This is a genomic window from Exiguobacterium mexicanum, assembly GCF_005960665.1.
Lineage (GTDB): Bacteria > Bacillota > Bacilli > Exiguobacteriales > Exiguobacteriaceae > Exiguobacterium > Exiguobacterium mexicanum_A.
Genome location: NZ_CP040675.1, coordinates 48,465 through 68,746, shown reverse-complemented (window position 1 = coordinate 68,746; position 20,282 = coordinate 48,465). Strand labels below are relative to the sequence as shown.

The following is a 20,282-nucleotide window of genomic DNA, read 5'->3' as shown; positions in this document are numbered from 1 at the left end:
TATATTCACTCCTATATTTCTACTTTGTCACTTAATTAATAATATTGGCTATTATTTAAATTTAACCTTTAAATTTTCTACCGTTATCAGTAAAAGTATGCGCCGGCGCATACTTTTACGGTGTTTGAAATAAATTAACGAATTACAAAAGTATGGCTTTATATAAATATGATATATTTGGTGAAGAAGAGGTGATTAACATGGAGATCCACTCATCCTCCAATAACCGCTCCCAGCAACTCATTATTTCTCAAGCGGTTAATACGATAAAGCAGCATGGTATGGAGGAAATCCTCCATAGTGTATCCATTTTTGATATCAATGAATTCGTCGCATCGCTCTATCAAGAGCACTATGCGCTTGAGAACATTGAGAGTGCTTACAAGAAGATTCGTTATTACTCCTTCATGAAGTTGAAACGTCGGTGGGTGAAAACCGCCGTCCGTAACTATCAGGAGACGCGTGGTTATAGTAAAGAGCTTCGGGCCAAACATGACATGATCTCAGCCTATGTGAAAGTCGCAGGTCTTGAAGGGCTTTATAGAGAGTTTCACGTGAAAACGATTGAAGACTATATGAATCTCTGCATAACCGAGATTGAAGAGTGGGCCGAGGATCCGAACCAACTGATTCATACGTATCCTTATTGGTCTCAAAAAACCGTGAATCAAAAGACATCCACGTTGAAAACGGATGTTCTCATGATTTTAGGAGAAGTAGCGAAAGAGATTGATTCGACGCAGCGAGTGGCGCATCATTCACCGACGCTCGCTGTCGACATTCCATTTTTCGGGATGTCTGATCGTATCAAGAACAAAACCGATCAACTCGATGAAAAACTTAACGACGCGACGCAGCTCAACCTTGAACTTTTAAACTACGACTCAGTCATCCCGAAATACAAAGAAGGCGTTCCACAAAATCTTTCCGTTTTAGTCAGTAAAGAGTTTATTCAAGAGTTGAATGGTAAAGTACCTGATCTCGACTCCAAAGACTTCGAGGCCTTCACCGAGATTTTGTCTTACCGTGATATCTCTTTCCAGACAAGTCGTAAAATCATCTTTCCGTTGGTCCAGCTGGTTGAAAAACTCTATGCCAACAAGAGCGGGAAAAGCTACGACCTGACGACGAAGCGACTGATGAAGCTCGGCTACTACCGTGTCGCGGGACACAACGACGAAGGAGACTTCTTTATCCGTGGACTCTTCTCTTCCGTCACAATCAAGAATGCGACGACACTCGCAGATAGCCAGGTGATTGTCACCGTGACCGAGGAGGTCTATGACGACCTGCTCAAGCAACAGATCGTTAGTATATACGGCGAACAGATTGAACAGTTGAAGGGCAGCTTCGCTTATCACTTAGCGTTCGTACTTCAAAAGGAACGAATGGCTGCCATCCAGACAGGGGAACAAAGTCCGGTCCGCCGACATTGGCGTCAATTTACTTACTCGATTCGCTTCAATAAATCTCGTAAGTCAGAGAACTTACTAGAACTTGAGGCAAACCTTGACCGCATCAAAGAACACGAATTCATCTTGAAAGACTGGCACCGCTCTGGCGATTACTATTTCTTCACGTTCTATCCGCTCGAATCATGGGAGTTATTGAACCATACAGACACATTACTCCTTTAATAGAAACAACTGCTCAGAAGAAGCCTTTTTACATGTGGCTTCTTTTTTATGTACATACTTTTCAGCTACTGTTTCACATGGAACATTCGTCTCTCCTGTTTTCGTTAGTGTCAGGAAACGAATGAAAACCAATGATGGTTCATTTAAATCACATAAGATTTTAAAATCACATGTATCTCTCTAATTGATAATGGTTTCATACAAGAAATATAGCGAAGTACCGTGAAAGTGAAGAATTACTCAAAACAGTACTTTTTTATTTTTGCTTGATTTCTATTTTGCCATGTATAAAACAACGTCTATTTTGTTATAATATCGATTTTATAGACGTGATTTATCGAAAGGGGATTGAACAAGAAACTTTAGATAAGGTATTTATGATTTATAATTCAGACGGCATAGTAATAGATAGTTGTAGGACACTACCGAAAAAAAGGCGACCTTCTATAATTATTTGAAAGAAAGAAACGCTATAAGGGAAGAGGAGGATGAAGCAAATGAAAGACGAACAGAATAATTCCGGATTACCCGATTTTATTAAAGAGATGAATGATAGGAATAGAGAACTAAAATCGTATGCTCTAAAAATTAATGATGTGATGAGAAGTCTGAGTCATACTATTAACTCTATCTTTACCGAAGAGAGGTTAAAAACATTTCAACTGGCATCGAAGAGTGCAGAACAGCACGTTGCGAACGCTTATAAAATTCTTAATACAATTGATTGGAAAAAAATTAGCGAGAATTTATCTGAACTATCAAGTGATGTGATCGCATTTTCTAAAGAGATGGCTGAAGAGAATATCTACCTCCATATAGATTACTTAGACGAGTTCAGTATCAACGATTATCATCCCTACCTTAAACGTGAAGTCTTGCTTGAATGGATGGATCGTAATCTTGAAAAAAATGTTGAAGCACTTAAAGAAAAAGAATTTTTGAAACGGCATCATAGAATCTTAGAACAGACATTGGTTGCGTATCGTAATCATAATTACGAACTTGCAATAATAGGGCTTTATCCCGTCATTGAATTCTTCGTAGCTAATTGGATTTTAAGTCAGGATAATCAGGGTGTCTTTAATTATGAAGAACCAACCAAAGAAGCATTCAGTAAAAAAAACATCAAGGAAATTGCGAATAAACAATTGAGTAGCATGAAAGATGACGAATTCGTAAAAACATTCTTTGAAATGAAAGCACTTGAAGGAATGCATCGTATATATCAATTCACAAGTGTCGATCCGTTATCTCGTAATTCGGTTCTGCATGGCAGCCACGATTACAGTGAACTCAGTGAAGAAGATTATTTAAAGCTTTTTTATCTGTTGTACGCTTTAATACCTTTACACGGAGTGGTATTTAACAATGATTTAGATTGAAAGACCATAGATTGGCTCGATTATCAAAGATGACAAGCCAATCTGTATAACGTCATGATTAACCATTTTGCAAGATTTGAACTTACTTATAAGTTACGCCAGACAAGTAATCTAATAAGCGTTTGTAAGACTATTATAATCACCTCCATGTTCATCCCACCTTCATCCGTATAGACACGTAGTAGGTTAAAACACAGTGTTCAGAGACAAAAAAAGACCGTTTGACCTCGATAATCTGTACCCTATGTAAAGGACATTTGAAAAAAACTTATGCGGCTTGAAGGAGATGATTCCTGTTCTGTACAGGAGTTATCTTGTTCATGTTCCATTAGTAACGATGGTGATTGTAGTAGCTTGGCCCTACGGCCCTCATTACGCAAAGAGTCAAACGTAGTGCACGCCTCTAACTTGATGATGTCCTTGAAATGTCCGAAGAATGATTCCTGGACGGCGTTGCAGGGCGTGCCCTGTTTGAATTCGCGTTTGAGGCGATTCGGCACCACCCGGTGCTCGGCCGTCGCCTTAATGAGCCGTTTGTATGGCTTCGCCTTGCGGATTGGACACACGATGTTGTATTTCCGCATGATACGTCGGATACACTTCAGGTTCATCGTCACACCGAAATGACCAGACAGCACCATCTTGATCTGCCTAGCACCCTTCTTGCGCTTCTTGAAGTGGAACGCCTTCAGAACGAGGTCACGAAGAGCCACGTCTTTCGATTCGCGCTCCTGTCTGGTCTGTCTCCTCCGTTCCGAGAAATAGGCGTGGTATCCCTGACGTGACACCCCGGCCACCTGGCAGAGATGGCTGACCATCCCCTTCATTTTGTGCTTGATGATGACACCTTGAATCAGCTCATACTTTTGCGATGCGTTAAGTCCAGCTTTCCTCTCCCTTCCGCCAGGCGGATCTCCTTTAATAGTTCGACCTCTGCTTTCAACAGTTTGTTTTCGGCCTCGAGCTTCGCGTACCGTTCTTCTGTCGACAGCTCTTTATCCTTTCTGAGTCCTGGATTGCCGGCCCGTGTATCACGCAGACCCATTACCCCGTCTTCTTCTATAAGACGCTAACTAGCGTTTCCTACAAGAGTCCATGTGCGAAGCACCAACATACTCGATATCAAACCCGCAGTCACGGAAGACTTCTACCGGAAACCGTCCATCAAATATCTGTGCTATAAAAAGTTCTTTGAACTCATCGGTATACGTGATCCCTTTCAGACTCACGGACTTGCCGTATTTATTCGTGCCCAACTCATTATCTCTTTCGACGTGAACAGCTTCTTCAACATCTCAAATCCACTCCCGATATGATTTAGTGCAGTGTACACAAAAACCCTGAGCAATAGACTTTTTTAGTGTCTATTACTCAGGGTGCAGTTTACGAAGTCAAAAGGTCTTTTTTACTGATCTGCGTATTGAAGTCTCAATCCTAGGTCTTTCTTTCTGACCAATTTGTATAAATTAACTAAATGTTGATATTGAGGACAAACAAAGTCAAGGGGAGAATGAACGTGACAGAACCGAATTTACTCGCTCAAATAATCACCATTCCCCTGACATTTTGGTGAGAAATCAATCGTACTGAAACAACATTATCACTGAATTTGGTCGCGAATCGTCGTACTGAAACGACACCTCTATCAAATTGGTCGCAAATCATCGTACCGAAACGACATTTTTGCTGTTTCGGTCGTAAATCATCGTACTGAAACGATATCTTTCACTTTTTTGATGGGTTTTCTAAAAAATTTTTGAGTTGCCATTTCTTAAAAATGGTCGCAAACCGTCGTACTGAAACGACATTTTTGATGGTTTTGGTCGTAAACCGTCGTACCGAAACGACACTTTCATCAATTTGGTCGCAAACCGTCGTACTGAAACGACATTTTCTGCTCTTTTATGACGAAAATTCTACTCTGAATAAGCTCAAAATGGCTTGATGAAGCCGTTCATCTTAATTTGGTCGCAAACCGTCGTACTGAAATGACGCCTATTTCCTCTGTGAAAATGGCTCAACACCAACACTTTCTTAAATTTGGTCGCAAATCGTCGTACCGAAACCGCACTTTGACACCACCTGGAAAGAACAAGATACTGAAACTAGCATATTTTAGGATAGGGGAGGTGTAGAAGAGATGATGGAGACGAATCGACATATTTTGGTCGCGAACAAGCTGTTGGTTGCGATGAGCGGATTGACGCGTTGGACGAAGCGCGCAGATCACTATCGCTACGAGCAACATCACTATAACATCCCGGCCTGTTTCACAGCCTTCAAATGGACCAAGTCTCGGATCCGCCATATTCTCTCTATTCTCGCCTACGCTGACGATCAAGGGAAGATTGAATTCATCGAAGACCATATGGTCGCGGATTTTGCATGTACGTCGGTCCGCTCCTTACATAACAATTTGAAGATCTTCGAACAGAATGGTCTTATGACGGTCGTCCGTCACTTCCCAGGAGTGATCTCAATCCAATTGACGGATTACCTTGAAAACTATCGTGATTTGTTTGTAGACGGTGCTACGGTCGATTCGAAGACCGGGTATACGTCTGTTTGGCACGGTCTATTGTCCGAGCTAATCGCACTCGATAACGTAAATACGTTACGACTCGCGCTACGGACAATCGTTCAAGTTGAAAAAGATGTTCATGTCCAGTCAAATAAACAGGCCATTCTGACCTACGATGAGATCAAAGGATTCCTTCCTAAATACTGTGGCCATAAACTCGCCATCCAAAAGATGATGTCTGGTCTTACATTCCTTCAGGTCTCGCTTGTCGAGGACAGTAAGCGTTTCTTGAACATGGTGAAACAAAATATTTCGCTCAAGAAACGTGTTCAAGACGTGACACGACCGCTCTTACTTAAAGTCCAGCTATCGGCTGCGCAAGACAGTAAGCAGATCAAAGAGAAAGATCGCACTGAAGTTCAGCTCCTTTGGTTCGAATTGCGCAAGCGAGTAGGGGAGTTCTTCGACTTTGACGCACTCAAGGTCAACCGTGACTCACTCTTCTCGATGAGCGATACATTCGGGGCCGAAACGTTCAAACAGGTCGTCGAAGAGTTAAAACAAGCATTCCTTCACCATCGTGAGGATTTGGTCCACTCGAGCACCCATAAACTGTTCTTTGAGGAACCGATTTTCTATCTTCATCAACAACTAAAAGAGACCCAGGCGAAAATGGCTATCGTATGATGGTCTTTTAGTCGTGCTCATTTTTGAAAAAAGATATGAAAATGACTCATTTTTGCAGGTAGTTTCTGTCTGTATGTTATTCGCAACTGTACTCTTAGACAGTCAATGGGTATCGACTGCCCTATTTTTAATTTTAGGAAAAAAATCAAGTACACTAACCACTTAATCAAGTATTCATCGAAGTAAATCATCTTTTGTTTCTTAAATCCCAAATTTTTAGTGAAATAAAAAAAGCTATGATGAAAGAAACAGTAATCTCCTCGAAGTTTCTCTTTTCACTTAAACTGTCAGAACGACTGGTATGACTGGGTTTAGTGATTCTCCACATTTTCCAATTCTATTAATCTTTATTTAACTCTCTATAATCTATTTATATTTATTAAACTCAGAAGAATATGGTTTTATATCTTCTTCTATTATTTAAGCCAGATCCAACTATATGACGTCTTTCTTCAATAAGAGATTTAGGAATCAATTTTGTTCTTGTTCAATCAGTTTCTGTGAAAGCTACCAATACAAAAATGTATACAATTCGACGTCGAAACGTATACAGCATCTATTGACTAGTAAATATCGTATACAACGACTCAATTTTAATGTATACAAATTAAATTAGCATTTATTCGATTTACACTCGTTTTTATGTTGTAAGGAAAATAAGATTATGACATGATATGAGAGAGAAAGGGGAGAGAAGATGAACATACTCACGTTTTATATATCGAAAGGTGGATCAGGCAAGACGACCTGTTCTTTGAATATGGCGTACGCATTGGGTGAGCTGGGACAACGGGTCTTGATCATTGACTTAGATCCTCAAGGCTCTCTAAGTAAACTGATGTTAAAAGAGTCCGACACAATCAAGTACATGACGATGTTTGATGTACATACACGTAATCTCGATATCAAAGAAGTCCTGTTTGATGATGAAACGTATCACGTGAGTCTTCTCCCTTCGAATGAACGAAATGCCAGGTTGATCAATTTGATCTCCGAGCAAGACAAGCTCTTCTTATTAAAGGACATGATTACACCGCTCGAGGATGAGTTTGATTGGATCATCTTAGATTCGGTCCCATCAATCAACGAACTCTCGAAAGTCGTGCTTTCGACGTCAAACATGACGGTCATCCCGTTCATGCCGAAAAAGCTCGTGTTCGACCAACTTTCTAGCACGGTCCGAACCGTACAAAAAGTGAAAAAATTCTATAACCCAGACCTAGTCATCACAGGGATACTTCCCGTCGCCATGGATGCCTCTTTAAAGGCAGATAAAGAATATTATGAGGCGATGGAAGTCATCGCAAATGAAGAGGCATTAGAGATTCTTCCGATGATCAAGCAATCCACATTTATCGAGAAAGCTGCCGATAGTGGAAAGAGTGTCATCCAGTACCGCTCCAAGGAATCAAAGGTGCTCGCTGAACCGTTTCGACTGTTGGCCAAGCAAGTCGTCGAACAAGCAGGTGAGACATCATGAAGGCACGGAACCGTAATATTCATAAAATCAAACCGAGTGAGCAGCACCCGTATCAAAGTGGTTTGACGAATATCAGCTCGCTTGTCCAAAAACTTCCGGTCTCTAAAGAAGTCGAGGACCTTGTTCATGAAATTAATGAGCTTTCAAAAGTTCAAACGATTTCAGTATTCGAGATCGGGAAACGGCTCGTCATCGCCCGTTCTGAGATGCACGACAAAAAAGAATGGATGGGGTTCCTCGAGGCCGTATCGATGTCGAGTTCGCTTGCATCCCGGTACGTCAAAGCCTACGAGACGTTACATCCACTCGAAGCATCTCTTGCGAGCTTACCGGCTTCCAAACTGTTTGAACTGATGTATCTCGACAACGTCGAAGAGGTCGTCGAACAGGGACTCTATATCGACGGCGAGTCTCGAGGTGTTGACGAATTAACGGTCAAACAGATTCGTGCGGCGCGTAAGACCCGTGAATCTGTGCAACAGGTCAAGGTCAGCCCGTTTCAAAAAACAAAGAAACCATCTGCCGTCCTTTCGGCGCGAATCCCGTCCGACCTGTCCGATCAGTTCCAACAGTATGCACATGCCCAAAATCGGAGTGTGAGTGAACTGTTGACGGAAATCATCGAGCGGACCGTGAACGACAATATCATCGACGTCACAGACGAGAAGCGAGGAGACGAATCATGAAGAAAATCGCATTGTACAATCGAAAGGGCGGCGTCGGGAAGTCGACGACGACCATCAACTTGGCGCATGCTTATGCTCGTGACGGATTACGTGTCCTCGTCATCGACGCGGACGATCAGGCGTCTTCGACGAATGGACTCGGTCTCACGAACGATTACGAAGGAAAAGTCTTACTCGATTGTCTACTAGAAGAGAATGACCCATTCTACACACCAATCGAACAGGTCATTGTGACATGCGAGTATGAGACAGGTACCGTCTATCTTGTGCCAACCAGACGTTCGGCCTCACCCAGTGACTTAACGAGTCAAATCGGATATGAATATCGCCTCAGCGAAGAACTCGCCAAAATCGACGAATTGTTTGACATCTGTCTCATCGATTGCCCAGGATCGACTTCAGCGCTTAACCCTTATGCTCGCTGCGCACTCGTCGCGCAGGACCGCATCGTGATGCCTGTACAGATGCAGAAGTTCTCAATGGATGCCGTCTACTCGGCTCCAGAAGAGCTTGAAGAGATGAAGCGCTTCCGGGAAGACATCCATATCGCTGCCTTCATCCCGACGATGGTGAGTGCTCGCTCGAAAGGGGATGTCACGACAGTCGAAGAACTTGAAGAACTTGGGAAAGAAGTCGGTATTCCGGTTTTGACGACGATTCCTTATGCGGTGAAGGTTCAGACACTACAACGAGAGTCTCGTCCTGTCATTGATCACAAGAGCCCGGCAACCGATGCCTATTTACAACTTGCTGAGGAGGTATTGTCGTTATGACACGCAACCGAAAGAAACATACACCGAAGATTTCGACATTCAGTGCCAACCTTCCGGTGAATCAGAATCAACAAACGACGGATAGCCGTACGGAACAAGTCGATGCCGTGAAAGAATTCTCGGCGACGACGACCGTGTCGAACCCTTATCAGGCCCTGCCGGCGACGGGGTTGTCACGTATCATCACCAAGAAGCTCCCTGAGGATATGGACGGAATCGTTCAATATTACAACCACATCGACGCGATTCAAGCGACTAGCTTTGTCGAAAAGTGTCGTATACTTGCACACGCAAATAGTCTGTTCCGTGATCCTGAGACGAAGAAAGAGTTCAAACAAGAAGAAGGCAATTGGAAAGACTTCTTAGCCAAAATTGGCATGTCACATTCTCAAGTGAATCGATTTGTCTCATTTTGGAATACGTTTGGTCCGAACATCTTAGAGAAGACGCTCGAGCAAGATTTCAGTGCAACGAAGCTTGCTGAGTTGTTGTCGTGGCCAGAAGATCCGAAGCTCGCGCTACTCGAGAATAAGAAGTACTACACAGCTTCAGGAGACAAGACGGTGTACGAGATGACACGTGAAGAACTCCGTGAAGTGAAACGGATGTTGATCGAACGTCAGGAACAACGCGTGCTCGAAGTCGAAACTAAATCTGTGAAACCCATGCGTGTACAGATTCGCTTTGCTGATCTGACAGATCCTTTATACGTCGGATTAACGCAAGCCGCGCAAAAAGAACATGTGTCAGAAGATGAGATTATCCGGCGGGCTCTCAGTGCCTATTTAAATACGAATTAAATTGAGAGAAGCGAAATACATCATGGCCCACGAAGATTCTTAACATACCGAATCAGAGTGGGTCATTTTCATCAGGAGGGACATACATGACTTACTCTAATCAATACAAGGACGTGGAAAGTATCATCGATACCTTGCTCGTGCTTGATACCTTTTGCGCCTCAAGAAACATCGAAGTCGAGTTTGTTGTGGTTGGCGCCTCGGGGATCCTTCTCTTCATTGAAATGATGAATAAAGATGCCGAGTATCGTCCGACGCGAGATATTGACATTCGCGTGACGGAGGGCGTTGTGACACCTGAATTAAAAGAGGCACTTCATGAATATGAAATTGAAATTGTCGAAGGGGTCATTCAGTTCCCACCCCGTGAAGACTTTAGAGAAAATGAATTCCGTCATAAGATCGAAGGTCTATTCGAGGCGATTGATGTGTATGTCCCTGACATTGAACTATTAGCATGTACCAAGATCTTCTCCTCTCGCCAAAAGGACTTAGAGGATCTCGAAAAGACGAACCTATTGGAACTTTGCGATAAAGACAAACTTCTCGAACTTGTAGAGGAATATAAAGCGAACATGACGTGGGACGATCCATTTTGTAACGTGCACGACTTGAGTCGAATTTTTCAGGAAAAGGGTATATAATAAATCAAAAGAAGAGTAGAGGAGGGTGACCGATGACGGACAGTAATCATGTACTTCTGCAAAGCGAGCTAGCGGATGAACTGAATCGTATGCAGGCAGGTGGGACAAGCTATCGCTTAGAGACGGCTCAATTGGCTCTGGCATTAAGTCGTCATGTATCGGTCCCTGAATCGCTACGTGACCGAGAAATGGCTCGCCAGTATGTTCGATCTTCACTGCTTGATTTACAGGACGATCGGGCAGAGGATGTGGCTAAAATGCTTAGTATGGCAGCACGGCGCGCCTACAACACTCCTGAAAGTACGTTCTCGGTAGATATGAAAGTGAAATTAGAAGAAAAGCGTAATCGATTCAAGAAGCGTGGATTGCGGGTGAAATCTTAATTGGACCAAGTCGAGTCATTTTTATACTCTCATGAGGTTATGATTCTACGTATAAATGGAGCTTTTTTGGTCAAATCATGGAACATGTATCAGGCGATTTCTTCAAACCGTAAAATCCTTACTTTGTAATAAATATAAGGGTACTAGATTTAGTCACTGGTTGACTCAATCTAGTACCCTTTTCGTATCATTGTTTATTTTGTTGGGTGTTCCGCTCCCGCAGGACCGCGAGCTCGACCTGTTCCTGTAACCGGTTCTCGAACGCCTCTTTTTCACGACGGAGGAGCTGCACTTCCAAATGAAGTTTTTGGTTCTCCTCTTCGAGTTGGTCGTTTCGTCGCGTTCGTGCCTTCAAATCGTCAAGCGTGTCCATCAGGTTCTGGTTTTGACGATTGAGCTGGCTGCGCTCTAGCTCGAGCTTCTTGACGTCTTCTTCTAAATTAAAGACCAACTTCTTCTGGGCCTTTAGTTCTTCTTTGAAAGAAGCACGTTCGGTCTCGAGGGCGTCCTGAGCGTTCTGTTTCTCGGCGAATAGGAGCTCCACTTGATGTTGAAGTGGAATTAATTCCTGGTCGTGGGCCGCGACTTGACGCTCATAGTCCTCTTTGAGCTGTTCCGACTCTATGATGATGCTTTGCTCAAGGTCATGAATCGTCTTTTGATAGCGCGAACGGATTCGTTCGTGCTCCTTTGTTTGAAGCTCGAGCCGCGTGGCACGTTCATTGAAAAGGGCTAGCACCTGATTCAGTGCCGCCTGGAGAGCATCGTTCTCCTCACTGATCAATGGGTCTGGCACCTGTTTATCAGCCAAGGTGATCAGTTCTTCAAACAATTGATTTGTCGACAGTTGCCGCTGTTCCGACAATCGCTGGATATGTTCTTTTACCTCTTGGGAGACTCGAAAAGAGGTCACTTTGGTTTCATTAGACTGCACAGCATTCACCACTTTACCATTTGATAGATTTCTCATTTGAACGCATGTTGACTCGCATTCATCTCACTTCCATTTTCGCGTATTTACTACGTAAACACAAGACGAGGCATTGCTGACAAGCCTAATCCATTTCGACGTCGAAATGTATACATTTTAAAGTGTTCTCGTCACTTTTGATTAGATATGACCATATGTCAAGTACTCTGTATACAAAAACTCTAGATTAATCATGAGGCGTACTTATCGAGACTAGGCGGTACGGAATTGAGGTTACGAAGGGCTCGATGAACGCCTCAAAGAATCTTCTAACAACCGGGACTCTTCTAACAGTTCTTTTAACGTATCGCTATATGGGTTCAATGAGATTTGAGTATGTCCGATGCTTCCGTAACTGAACGAACGCTGCATCAACACACCCAGGAATGTCAGCTTGTCTGTACTCGTGTAAAACGATATGAATTCCGGGTCGTCGCTTAGCCTCGCCAAGAGAGCAGCCTCCCGTTCTTGAGGGGGAAGTTGTTGAAAGACTGGATTACCGATTGATTGATAATAGGCGTCACAAGCGTAAAGTGGAGTAAATTTATGCTCGAGAGCAGCCGCGTGGTCATAGATGAGTTCAAAATGGCGAAGGTCGTTGTCATTCACTTGTGACAGAAGATGCAAGAAGAAAGCGGACTCACTACTTGCGGCGAGTTCTGGCCGGGCGAACACTTTCGCAGAGTAGATGGCCAATAGAGTGGTCGCCTGATAAGAGTGATTGGTCTCCGAAATCTCTTTGGCACGGGCGATGAACAGTTTGACGACATCATCGCGTGTCTTGAACTCTCCCATGAGCCAGGCGAATTTCAAATAGTCCGGTATTGCATAGAGCCCTCGGAAACTCCTACTGGAGTTCCCAAGGGCTCAAAAGTTTGATAGCACGTTATGAAACTTTGCGTCATATATCTTAATTGAACCGCCGTATACCGAACGGTACGTACGGTGGTGTGAGAGGTCGGGAGTTAATCGCTCCCTCCTACTCGATCCGAATTTACCGGTTCGCTTGCTCTTGTAAGAATGCATCGAGCGAGTGCTATCATTTTAGATCTGCGGTAGTTTATCAACTTAAAAATAATCAAAATAGCATACCCTTTAGCAGATTGGTTCTTTTAGGGATTCCGCCCCTTTTAACGGTAGAATTTTTTCATAGAGTTAAAGTTTCAAACATAAAAAGATGATTTTCCTGAAGGATCCAGATTCCAGATAATTGTTTATCGACAATTAAAATCTATTGAAGAAGGCGTCAATGAGCATGGAGGCTGCAATGTATTCAAAAAAGCCCGCTGGAAAACTTTCTTTTTCCAACAGGCCTTTTAGTCTGATTACGTGATGTTCTAACAAGCTTCTACATACTTATTGTTTCTGGTTATTTTACTTGCCACTCGGTGTGGAAGAAACCTTCTTTGTCTACACGCTGGTACGTATGGGCACCAAAGTAATCCCGCTGTGCCTGGATTAAATTGGCTGGCAATGTCTCAGAGCGATAGCTGTCATAGTAAGCCAATGCGCTTGAAAAAGCGGGCGCCGGAATTCCTTGCTGAATGGCCAGCGTCAGCACTTTTCGTAGAGAATGCTGATACTCCCCTATAATCTCCTGGAAATATGGATCAATTAATAAGTTAGGCAGTTCGGGATTGCCGTCAAATGCTTCTTTGATCTTTTGCAGGAATTGCGCCCGGATGATACATCCTCCACGGAAGATCATGGCAACGTCCCCGTAAGGAATATTCCAGCCATACTCTTCAGATGCCGCACGCATTTGGGCAAAACCTTGGGCATACGAGCAAATCTTACTCATGTATAAGGCTTTGCGGATGGCTTCAATCATTTCTTGGGAGTCGCCTGCCTGTTTTTCCGGTTCAGGGCCTTGCAGAATTTTGCTTGCCGCGACCCGTTCTTCCTTGACCGAGGAAATAAACCTTGCGAAAACGGACTCTGTGACGATTGGAAGGGAAACACCTAAATCCAACGCGTTTTGGCTTGTCCATTTCCCAGTCCCTTTCTGTCCGGCCACATCCAAAATCTGATCAACAAGCGGCTTCCCGGTATCTTCATCCCGCTTGTTCAAAATATCGGCGGTAATTTCGACAAGGTAACTGTCAAGCTCCCCTTTGTTCCAATCCGAGAATATAGTGGACATTTCTAGGACAGAAAGGCCAAGCGCGTGTTTCATGATGAAATAGGCTTCGGATATCAATTGCATATCGCCGTATTCAATGCCATTATGAACCATTTTTACATAATGGCCAGCTCCATCAGGACCCATATAGGCACTGCAAGGAGTGTCATCTACTTTTGCCGAAATTGCTTCCAGAATAGGTTTGACTTGTTCATATGCTTCTTTCGGTCCACCGGGCATGATGGAAGGACCGTTGCGGGCACCTTCTTCTCCGCCGGAAATTCCGGCGCCTAGAAAGTGCAAGCCTGCTTCTTGTAATTTTGCTGTTCGCCTATTCGTGTCTTCAAAAAACGAATTTCCTCCGTCTAATAGAATGTCCCCTGATTGAAGGTGGGGAAGGAGGGATTCAATGACCGAATCCGTCGTGTCTCCAGATTTCACCATCAACAAGATTTTGCGGGGGGTTTCCAATGAAAGGACAAACTCTTCAACACTGTATGCTCCCAAAATCTTTTTTCCTTGTGCTTCTTTTTCAGCTAATTCGTCGATTCGGTCTGTCCAATAATCATAGACAGATACAGAATAACCTTTACTCTCCATGTTCAGGGCTAAGTTTTTTCCCATTACCCCTAAACCGATGACTCCAATTTGCTGCTTCATTGTATTTTCACCTCATCGTTTTGTGAGTTGCCAGACGGCAACAGCCGATTTTCCAGCTTTTCTCTTTCTTTTTCAAATCCTTCTTTGCCAAGCAATGCAAACATATTGGTTTTATATGCCTCTACTCCTGGTTGGTCAAATGGATTGACACCGAGTAAAGTGCCACTGATCGCGCAGGCTTTTTCGAAGAAATAAATCATTTCGCCAAAGGTGAATTCATTGAGTTCGTCTAGCTCAATGACCAGATTCGGCACACCTCCATCGACATGAGCAAGGGAAGTTCCAAGTGCCGCTTTTTTGTTCACTTCATCCATCGTTTTTCCTGCTAAGAAGTTCAACCCATCCATATTGGCTGGATCTTCTTGTATGACAAGATCGAGGGAAGGTTTCTTCACTTGCAAAACTGTTTCAAAGAATAGACGGCGCCCTTCCTGCACATACTGCCCCATTGAATGTAAATCAGTGGAGAAATTGACAGAAGCGGGGAAGAGTCCTTTTTCATCTTTTCCTTCACTTTCCCCGAAAAGTTGTTTCCACCATTCTGCTGTAGAAAGCAGGCCAGGCTCGTAGCTTACAAACAGTTCAATCGATTTTCCTTTATTATAAAAAATATTCCTTACTGCAGCATATTGGTAGCTTTCGTTTGTAGCGAGTACGGGATTGTTGTATTTGTGGTAAGCAGCTTTTGTCCCCTGCATCACTTGGTCGATATTAAGCCCGGCTACAGCCATCGGAAGTAAACCGACTGGAGTCAAAAGGGAGTATCGTCCTCCGATATTATCAGGAATGACAAATGTTTCGTATCCTTCTTCAACTGCAAGATTCCGAAGCGCACCTTTGCTCCGGTCGGTTGTGACATAAATTCGATTTCTAGCTTCTTCTTTTCCATACTTTTTTTCCAAAAGGGTACGGAAGATCCGGAAGGCTAAAGCGGGTTCAGTGGTTGTGCCGGACTTGGAGATCACATTGATGGAAATGTCTTTCCCTTCCAGTAGCTGAAGCAAATGTGTGATATAAGTTGGGCTAATGTTATGTCCAGCAAAATAAACTTCCGTATTCCCTTTAACTTGGTTATGGAATGTATGTGATAAGGCTTCTATTGCTGCCTTGGAGCCTAGATAAGAGCCGCCGATGCCAATCACAATCAGCGCATCTGACTGTTGCTGAATTCTTTCGGCAGCCAGTTTCACCTGGAGAAACTCTTCTTTATCATAGTTAATCGGCCAGTCGATCCACCCCAAGTAGTCAGAACCCGGTCCTGTCTGCTGGTGAAGTTGGTTATGCGCTTGTTTGACAAATTCGCTAATATTTTCAAACTCGCTATTCGTCATAAACGATAATACATTGGTATACATTGGTGAAATCAAATGAAACGGTCATGTAATCTCTCTCCTTTTGAATGAACTATTTTTTACCACCACTTCGATTGATCCGTCAGCAATAACTCATTTGCCATTTCTGGACCTGTTGAACCGGCTGGATAAGAATATAAAGGCAATAACTCCTCTTGGTAAGCTTCTAATAGTGGTTGAATCCACTTCCATGATAGTTCCACTTCTCTCCAATCGGCAAAGAACGTTGAATCGCCGCGCAGTGCATCATAGAGCAGAAGTTCATATGCTTCCGGCTGATTTTCTGAGCTGGTTGAGAAATCAATCCAAACAGGTTTGTATCGAGTGCTGGATGGATCTTTTAAATTTACGCGCAACGAAATGCTTTCATTTGGACTAATTTCAAGAATCATTAAATTTGGAGAGCTTCCTAACTGTGTATTTAAATCCATCACCTTGTTTTCAAATTCAATGACAATCTGTGTCGACTTCAGTTTCATCCGTTTGCCTGTTCGTATATAAAAGGGAATCCCCTGCCAGGATGGATGGTTGATAGATAGGCGTGCCGCAAAAAAAGTATCATTCGTTGAGGAATCATTAACCCCCGGCTCCTCTTTGTAGCCAATGACGGGGTTGCCCTGAACCTCTCCCGGACCATACTGGCCGCGGACAACGCTTTGGTATGCTTTTTCTTTCCGGATGGGTTGGAGAGAGGCAATAATGTCTGTCTTTTTCACCCGGCCCTTATTTTCCATGAAGTTATCCGAAAGATAGACAGCTGTCATTGTGACCAACTGAAGAAGGTGGTTTTGAACCATATCCCGGATGGCTCCTGCCTTATCATAATAATCAGCCCGGTTTTCTACACCTACAGTCTCACTTGCTGTAATTTGGACATTTGAAATTTGTTTATGATTCAACAAAGATTCCAAGATCGGATTCGCCAAGATCAAGGTTCTTAGTTTTTGTACCATAGGTTTCCCTAGGTAGTGATCAATTCGGTAGATCTCCTCTTCACGGAACACGTTGCTCAAATTCTCATTTAATTTTCTGGCTGTTTTTAGGCTGTTTCCAAACGGTTTTTCAACAATGAGGCGTTTCCACCCGTTGTTTTGACTGATTCCGCTTTTACTAAGGTGGGACGTGATAATATCAATTAAGCTGGGGGCCACAGACAAGTAAAACAGCCGATTTTGAGGAATACCCAACTCGTTTTCCCTGTTTTCAATAAGTTCGCGCAGTTTGTAGTAAGACTCTTTTTCTGTCGCATCAAAGCTGCAATACCGAAATTTCTCTAAAAAAGCTGGCAAAGATGAAGCGTGAATGGACCTTCTGGAATATGCGTAAAGTGCTTTTTCCACTTTAGACTGAAATATTTCATCTGAACAATAGTTTCTCCCCAAACCAACGATCGAGATGGTTTCGGGTAACTTCCCGTCCAGGTATAGATTGTACAGAGCAGGAAATAACTTGCGTTGTGCTAAATCTCCTGTTGCTCCGAACAAGACAAATGTCATGTTTTGCAGGGGCCGTTCTTGTTTAAATTCAAATAAATCATTTTGAAAATTAAATTCTTCAAGCAGATTCTCGGTGTGCATATGTTAAAACCTCCTACTCTTAAAATCATGTGTCTCTGGCATGACTGATAATCGCAACAGGTTTTAGTATAATGACTCAAAGTTTTTTATGTAAGTACGCACTTTATAAACATATACTTACAAAAAGTATACTGTAGCAAGGGAAAGAGGAGGAAATTCACCAGGGATCCGGTTCTTAAAAACTTATCTGATATACAAAATATCTCTATCATGAAATATTTTTTAGAAGTTAAGGAATTTAGGATTTTTTGAGGGAGAAATAACAAAGGTTAAATCCCATTATCGAAAGTAATTCATTGCAAAAAAGTTACAATAGCTCATTCGGATAAGAAACAAGTAATTGATTTTCAAACTGGATAAGTCGTGTTGAGTGTTTAGTGAAAAGGAAAAAGTAATTGGATTATCTTAAAGCGGTCTTAATAAAACTATAAAGTTAATCAGATACATTAAGAAATAAATGCATATATATGAAATTAAACAGATTACCATTGTGATAGCCGCCGACAGTATACTTTTTGTCAGTATGTGAAATTAAAGTGCGTACTTCACAACAATGCTTGTAGGTTTTACACTAAGTCAGAATCAAAAATACGACAACAAGGAGAATGACACATGAAATTACAATTAGCTTTAGACTTAGTAAACATTCCACAAGCAATCGAAGTGGTTAAAGAAGTAGAGGCGTTTATCGACATCGTTGAAATCGGGACGCCAGTCATCAATAAAGAAGGTCTTAAAGCTGTCGCAGAAATAAAAGCAGCTTTCCCTAACCTGGAAGTTCTTGCAGATGTGAAAATTATGGACGCTGCAGCTTATGAAGTATCAAATGCTGCTGCTGCAGGAGCAGATATTGTTACGATTCTTGCTCAGGCAGAAGACTCATCCATCAAGGGCGCAGTTGAAGAAGCGAAAAAACAAGGTAAGAAAATCCTGGTGGATATGATCGCCGTAAAAGATATCAAAACACGGGCCGCAGAGCTTGATGAACTTGGCGCGGATTATATCTGTGTCCACACAGGCTACGATCTGCAAGCGGAAGGGAAAGATTCGTTCGAAGATCTTCGTACAATCAAAAGCGTCGTAAAAAATGCCAAAACTGCTATTGCAGGCGGCATCAAACTGGAGACATTGCCGGAAGTCATTAAAGCACAACCGGATTTAATCATTGTCGGCGGTGGAATTACAAGCAAAGAGAACAAGGGCGCGGAAGCGGAAAAAATTCAAAAGATGATGAAAGAAAGTGTCACGGCGTAATATGAACACGGCGGGCTATACAGACGAAATACTGGCTGAATTGAAGCGGACCACTGCTCTCATTGATGATGAGGAAGCCGAAAAGGCAGTGGACGGCATCCTGCGTGCAAAGAAAATATTTGTGGCAGGCGGGGGCCGATCCGGCTTTATGGCTAAGGCATTTGTGATGCGTATGATGCACGTAGGCCTGGATGCGTATGTGGTTGGAGAAACGGTGACACCGAACCTGGAAGTCGATGATATTTTCATTGTCGGTTCTGGTTCCGGGGAGACCCAAAGCCTCGCAGCCATGACGAAGAAAGCCAAAAGCATCGGTGCAACCATAGTGGCTGTTACTACAAACCCTGAGTCTACAATAGGCAAACTGGCGGATATTCGAATTGAAATACCGGCACAAGCAAAAGGGGAGGGCACTAGTGGCAAATCGATTCAACCGATGGGATCATTGTTTGAACAGTCGCTTCTTGTGTTTTATGACGCGGTGATTTTGAGATTCATGGATAAAAAGGGACTCAAATCCGATGTCATGTATGGCAGACATGCGAATTTAGAATAGAACAACGAATAAGCTTGAGTTTAAGATTTTTTAAGCTCAAGCTTATTTCTAATTGTTTATCAAGCTTGAACTTTTTTGCACCAAAGTATTTTCATTGGACAACTGTATAAATGGCATGCGAAGGTGAAGGTATCATTGAAGACAATATTACTAATGGAGGGTTGGATTACATGAAAATGTATGATGTAACAGGGGCGATCTATGAAGGCATGACCGTTTACAAGGACAAACCGGAAAAACAGCCAAAAATCAATCAGCAGACAAACGGCTATGTTACGGAAACGCGGCTGGATCTGGATGTGCACACCGGAACGCATATCGATGCGCCGCTTCATATGAATGTGGATGGAGAGACATTCGAATCGCTTTCGCTGGACAGTCTTGTAGGGCCTTGTCAAGTTCTCGATTTGACGGCAGTAAAGAACGGAATTTCAAAAACGGACTTAGAAGGATTCAAGCTTCAAAAAGGAGATTTTATTTTATTAAAAACGAAAAACTCGTTTGAGGAAAAGTTTAATTTTGATTTTGTCTATCTGGCAAAAGATGGAGCAAGCTATCTTGCTGAGTTAGGGATTCGCGGGGTTGGAATAGATGCGCTTGGAATTGAAAGAAGCCAAGAAGGGCATCCGACGCATAAAACCTTATTTGCAAATGACATCATCATCATAGAGGGCCTGAGATTGAAGGAAGTGGAGCAAGGACAATACTTTATGGTTGCCGCGCCTTTGAAATTAGTAGGTACGGAGGCTTCACCTGCGCGAGTATTGTTGTTTGAAGGATTAAGTTGAATTTTTCTGT

General features: G+C 42.9%; 17 protein-coding genes and 1 pseudogene. 12 read left to right on the top strand and 6 right to left on the bottom strand.

Features of this window, described 5'->3' with window-relative positions:
* Positions 1 to 281: 281 nt before the first annotated feature.
* Both FED52_RS00375 and FED52_RS00370 read left to right on the top strand, forming a co-directional pair.
* Entirely contained in the window at positions 282 to 1,637 is a 1,356-nt protein-coding gene (locus tag FED52_RS00375; protein ID WP_138858544.1) for a hypothetical protein, read from the top strand.
* 497 nt (positions 1,638 to 2,134) lie between these two features.
* On the top strand, positions 2,135 to 3,019 hold the full coding sequence (locus tag FED52_RS00370; protein WP_138858543.1) for a hypothetical protein: 885 nt from the start codon (positions 2,135 to 2,137) through the stop codon (positions 3,017 to 3,019).
* A 328-nt stretch (positions 3,020 to 3,347) separates the two neighbouring features.
* On the opposite strand, the pseudogene FED52_RS00365 reads toward FED52_RS00370, so the two are convergent.
* A pseudogene (locus FED52_RS00365) lies at positions 3,348 to 4,313 on the bottom strand (IS3 family transposase).
* Positions 4,314 to 5,159: 846 nt separating this feature from the next.
* On the opposite strand from FED52_RS00365, the gene FED52_RS00360 reads away from it, so the two are divergent.
* From FED52_RS00360 to FED52_RS00330, 7 genes are all read left to right on the top strand, one after another.
* Positions 5,160 to 6,227 (top strand): hypothetical protein, encoded by a 1,068-nt coding sequence (locus tag FED52_RS00360; RefSeq protein WP_138858542.1) that lies wholly within the window; start codon positions 5,160 to 5,162, stop codon positions 6,225 to 6,227.
* Positions 6,228 to 6,924: 697 nt separating this feature from the next.
* Entirely contained in the window at positions 6,925 to 7,707 is a 783-nt protein-coding gene (locus tag FED52_RS00355) for a ParA family protein (RefSeq protein WP_138858541.1), read from the top strand.
* Positions 7,704 to 8,393, top strand: coding sequence for a hypothetical protein (locus tag FED52_RS00350; protein WP_138858540.1), 690 nt, complete (start codon positions 7,704 to 7,706; stop codon positions 8,391 to 8,393). Before FED52_RS00355 ends, FED52_RS00350 begins: the two co-directional genes overlap by 4 nt.
* Entirely contained in the window at positions 8,390 to 9,166 is a 777-nt protein-coding gene (locus FED52_RS00345; RefSeq protein ID WP_138858539.1) for a ParA family protein, read from the top strand. Before FED52_RS00350 ends, FED52_RS00345 begins: the two co-directional genes overlap by 4 nt.
* Positions 9,163 to 9,966 carry a hypothetical protein gene (locus FED52_RS00340; protein WP_138858538.1) on the top strand — a complete coding sequence of 268 codons (804 nt, stop codon included), beginning with the start codon at positions 9,163 to 9,165 and terminating at the stop codon, positions 9,964 to 9,966. Before FED52_RS00345 ends, FED52_RS00340 begins: the two co-directional genes overlap by 4 nt.
* Positions 9,967 to 10,052: 86 nt before the next feature.
* Positions 10,053 to 10,610, top strand: a complete 558-nt coding sequence (locus FED52_RS00335; protein WP_114167414.1) for a DUF6036 family nucleotidyltransferase — start codon at positions 10,053 to 10,055, stop codon at positions 10,608 to 10,610.
* A gap of 32 nt (positions 10,611 to 10,642) precedes the next feature.
* Positions 10,643 to 10,993: a hypothetical protein gene (locus tag FED52_RS00330; RefSeq protein ID WP_138858537.1), complete on the top strand. Its 351-nt coding sequence runs from the start codon at positions 10,643 to 10,645 to the stop codon at positions 10,991 to 10,993.
* A gap of 187 nt (positions 10,994 to 11,180) precedes the next feature.
* Here FED52_RS00330 and FED52_RS00325 read toward each other — a convergent pair whose 3' ends face one another.
* The 5 genes from FED52_RS00325 to zwf form a co-directional block, all read right to left on the bottom strand.
* On the bottom strand, positions 11,181 to 11,927 hold the full coding sequence (locus FED52_RS00325) for a hypothetical protein (RefSeq protein ID WP_138858536.1): 747 nt from the start codon (positions 11,925 to 11,927) through the stop codon (positions 11,181 to 11,183).
* A gap of 270 nt (positions 11,928 to 12,197) precedes the next feature.
* Positions 12,198 to 12,776 (bottom strand): hypothetical protein, encoded by a 579-nt coding sequence (locus FED52_RS00320; RefSeq protein ID WP_138858535.1) that lies wholly within the window; start codon positions 12,774 to 12,776, stop codon positions 12,198 to 12,200.
* 556 nt (positions 12,777 to 13,332) lie between these two features.
* Positions 13,333 to 14,745, bottom strand: coding sequence for an NADP-dependent phosphogluconate dehydrogenase (gene gndA / locus FED52_RS00310; protein ID WP_138858534.1), 1,413 nt, complete (start codon positions 14,743 to 14,745; stop codon positions 13,333 to 13,335).
* The gene (locus tag FED52_RS00305) at positions 14,742 to 16,100 is read right to left on the bottom strand and encodes a glucose-6-phosphate isomerase (protein WP_138858548.1); all 1,359 of its coding nucleotides are present in this window, start codon (positions 16,098 to 16,100) and stop codon (positions 14,742 to 14,744) included. Before FED52_RS00305 ends, gndA begins: the two co-directional genes overlap by 4 nt.
* Before the next feature lie 56 nt (positions 16,101 to 16,156).
* On the bottom strand, positions 16,157 to 17,674 hold the full coding sequence (gene zwf, locus FED52_RS00300) for a glucose-6-phosphate dehydrogenase (RefSeq protein WP_205729333.1): 1,518 nt from the start codon (positions 17,672 to 17,674) through the stop codon (positions 16,157 to 16,159).
* Positions 17,675 to 18,286: 612 nt separating this feature from the next.
* Here zwf and hxlA point away from each other — a divergent pair.
* The 3 genes from hxlA to FED52_RS00285 all read left to right on the top strand — a co-directional run bounded on the left by hxlA (position 18,287) and on the right by FED52_RS00285 (position 20,272).
* Positions 18,287 to 18,928 carry a 3-hexulose-6-phosphate synthase gene (hxlA, locus tag FED52_RS00295; protein ID WP_101190293.1) on the top strand — a complete coding sequence of 214 codons (642 nt, stop codon included), beginning with the start codon at positions 18,287 to 18,289 and terminating at the stop codon, positions 18,926 to 18,928.
* A gap of 1 nt (position 18,929) precedes the next feature.
* The gene (hxlB, locus tag FED52_RS00290) at positions 18,930 to 19,484 is read left to right on the top strand and encodes a 6-phospho-3-hexuloisomerase (protein ID WP_101190294.1); all 555 of its coding nucleotides are present in this window, start codon (positions 18,930 to 18,932) and stop codon (positions 19,482 to 19,484) included.
* A gap of 170 nt (positions 19,485 to 19,654) precedes the next feature.
* Entirely contained in the window at positions 19,655 to 20,272 is a 618-nt protein-coding gene (locus FED52_RS00285; RefSeq protein ID WP_101801553.1) for a cyclase family protein, read from the top strand.
* Positions 20,273 to 20,282: the final 10 nt, after the last annotated feature.

What these genes read in the sequence shown, in the direction of transcription:
- FED52_RS00375 (WP_138858544.1), top strand. Translation starts at nt 282, where the DNA reads ATGGAGGAAATCCTCCATAGTGTATCCATTTTTGATATCAATGAATTC.
- FED52_RS00370 (WP_138858543.1), top strand. Translation starts at nt 2,135, where the DNA reads ATGAAAGACGAACAGAATAATTCCGGATTACCCGATTTTATTAAAGAG.
- FED52_RS00360 (WP_138858542.1), top strand. Translation starts at nt 5,160, where the DNA reads ATGATGGAGACGAATCGACATATTTTGGTCGCGAACAAGCTGTTGGTT.
- FED52_RS00355 (WP_138858541.1), top strand. Translation starts at nt 6,925, where the DNA reads ATGAACATACTCACGTTTTATATATCGAAAGGTGGATCAGGCAAGACG.
- FED52_RS00350 (WP_138858540.1), top strand. Translation starts at nt 7,704, where the DNA reads ATGAAGGCACGGAACCGTAATATTCATAAAATCAAACCGAGTGAGCAG.
- FED52_RS00345 (WP_138858539.1), top strand. Translation starts at nt 8,390, where the DNA reads ATGAAGAAAATCGCATTGTACAATCGAAAGGGCGGCGTCGGGAAGTCG.
- FED52_RS00340 (WP_138858538.1), top strand. Translation starts at nt 9,163, where the DNA reads ATGACACGCAACCGAAAGAAACATACACCGAAGATTTCGACATTCAGT.
- FED52_RS00335 (WP_114167414.1), top strand. Translation starts at nt 10,053, where the DNA reads ATGACTTACTCTAATCAATACAAGGACGTGGAAAGTATCATCGATACC.
- FED52_RS00330 (WP_138858537.1), top strand. Translation starts at nt 10,643, where the DNA reads ATGACGGACAGTAATCATGTACTTCTGCAAAGCGAGCTAGCGGATGAA.
- gndA (WP_138858534.1), bottom strand. Translation starts at nt 14,745, where the DNA reads ATGAAGCAGCAAATTGGAGTCATCGGTTTAGGGGTAATGGGAAAAAAC.
- FED52_RS00305 (WP_138858548.1), bottom strand. Translation starts at nt 16,100, where the DNA reads ATGTATACCAATGTATTATCGTTTATGACGAATAGCGAGTTTGAAAAT.
- zwf (WP_205729333.1), bottom strand. Translation starts at nt 17,674, where the DNA reads ATGCACACCGAGAATCTGCTTGAAGAATTTAATTTTCAAAATGATTTA.
- hxlA (WP_101190293.1), top strand. Translation starts at nt 18,287, where the DNA reads ATGAAATTACAATTAGCTTTAGACTTAGTAAACATTCCACAAGCAATC.
- hxlB (WP_101190294.1), top strand. Translation starts at nt 18,930, where the DNA reads ATGAACACGGCGGGCTATACAGACGAAATACTGGCTGAATTGAAGCGG.
- FED52_RS00285 (WP_101801553.1), top strand. Translation starts at nt 19,655, where the DNA reads ATGAAAATGTATGATGTAACAGGGGCGATCTATGAAGGCATGACCGTT.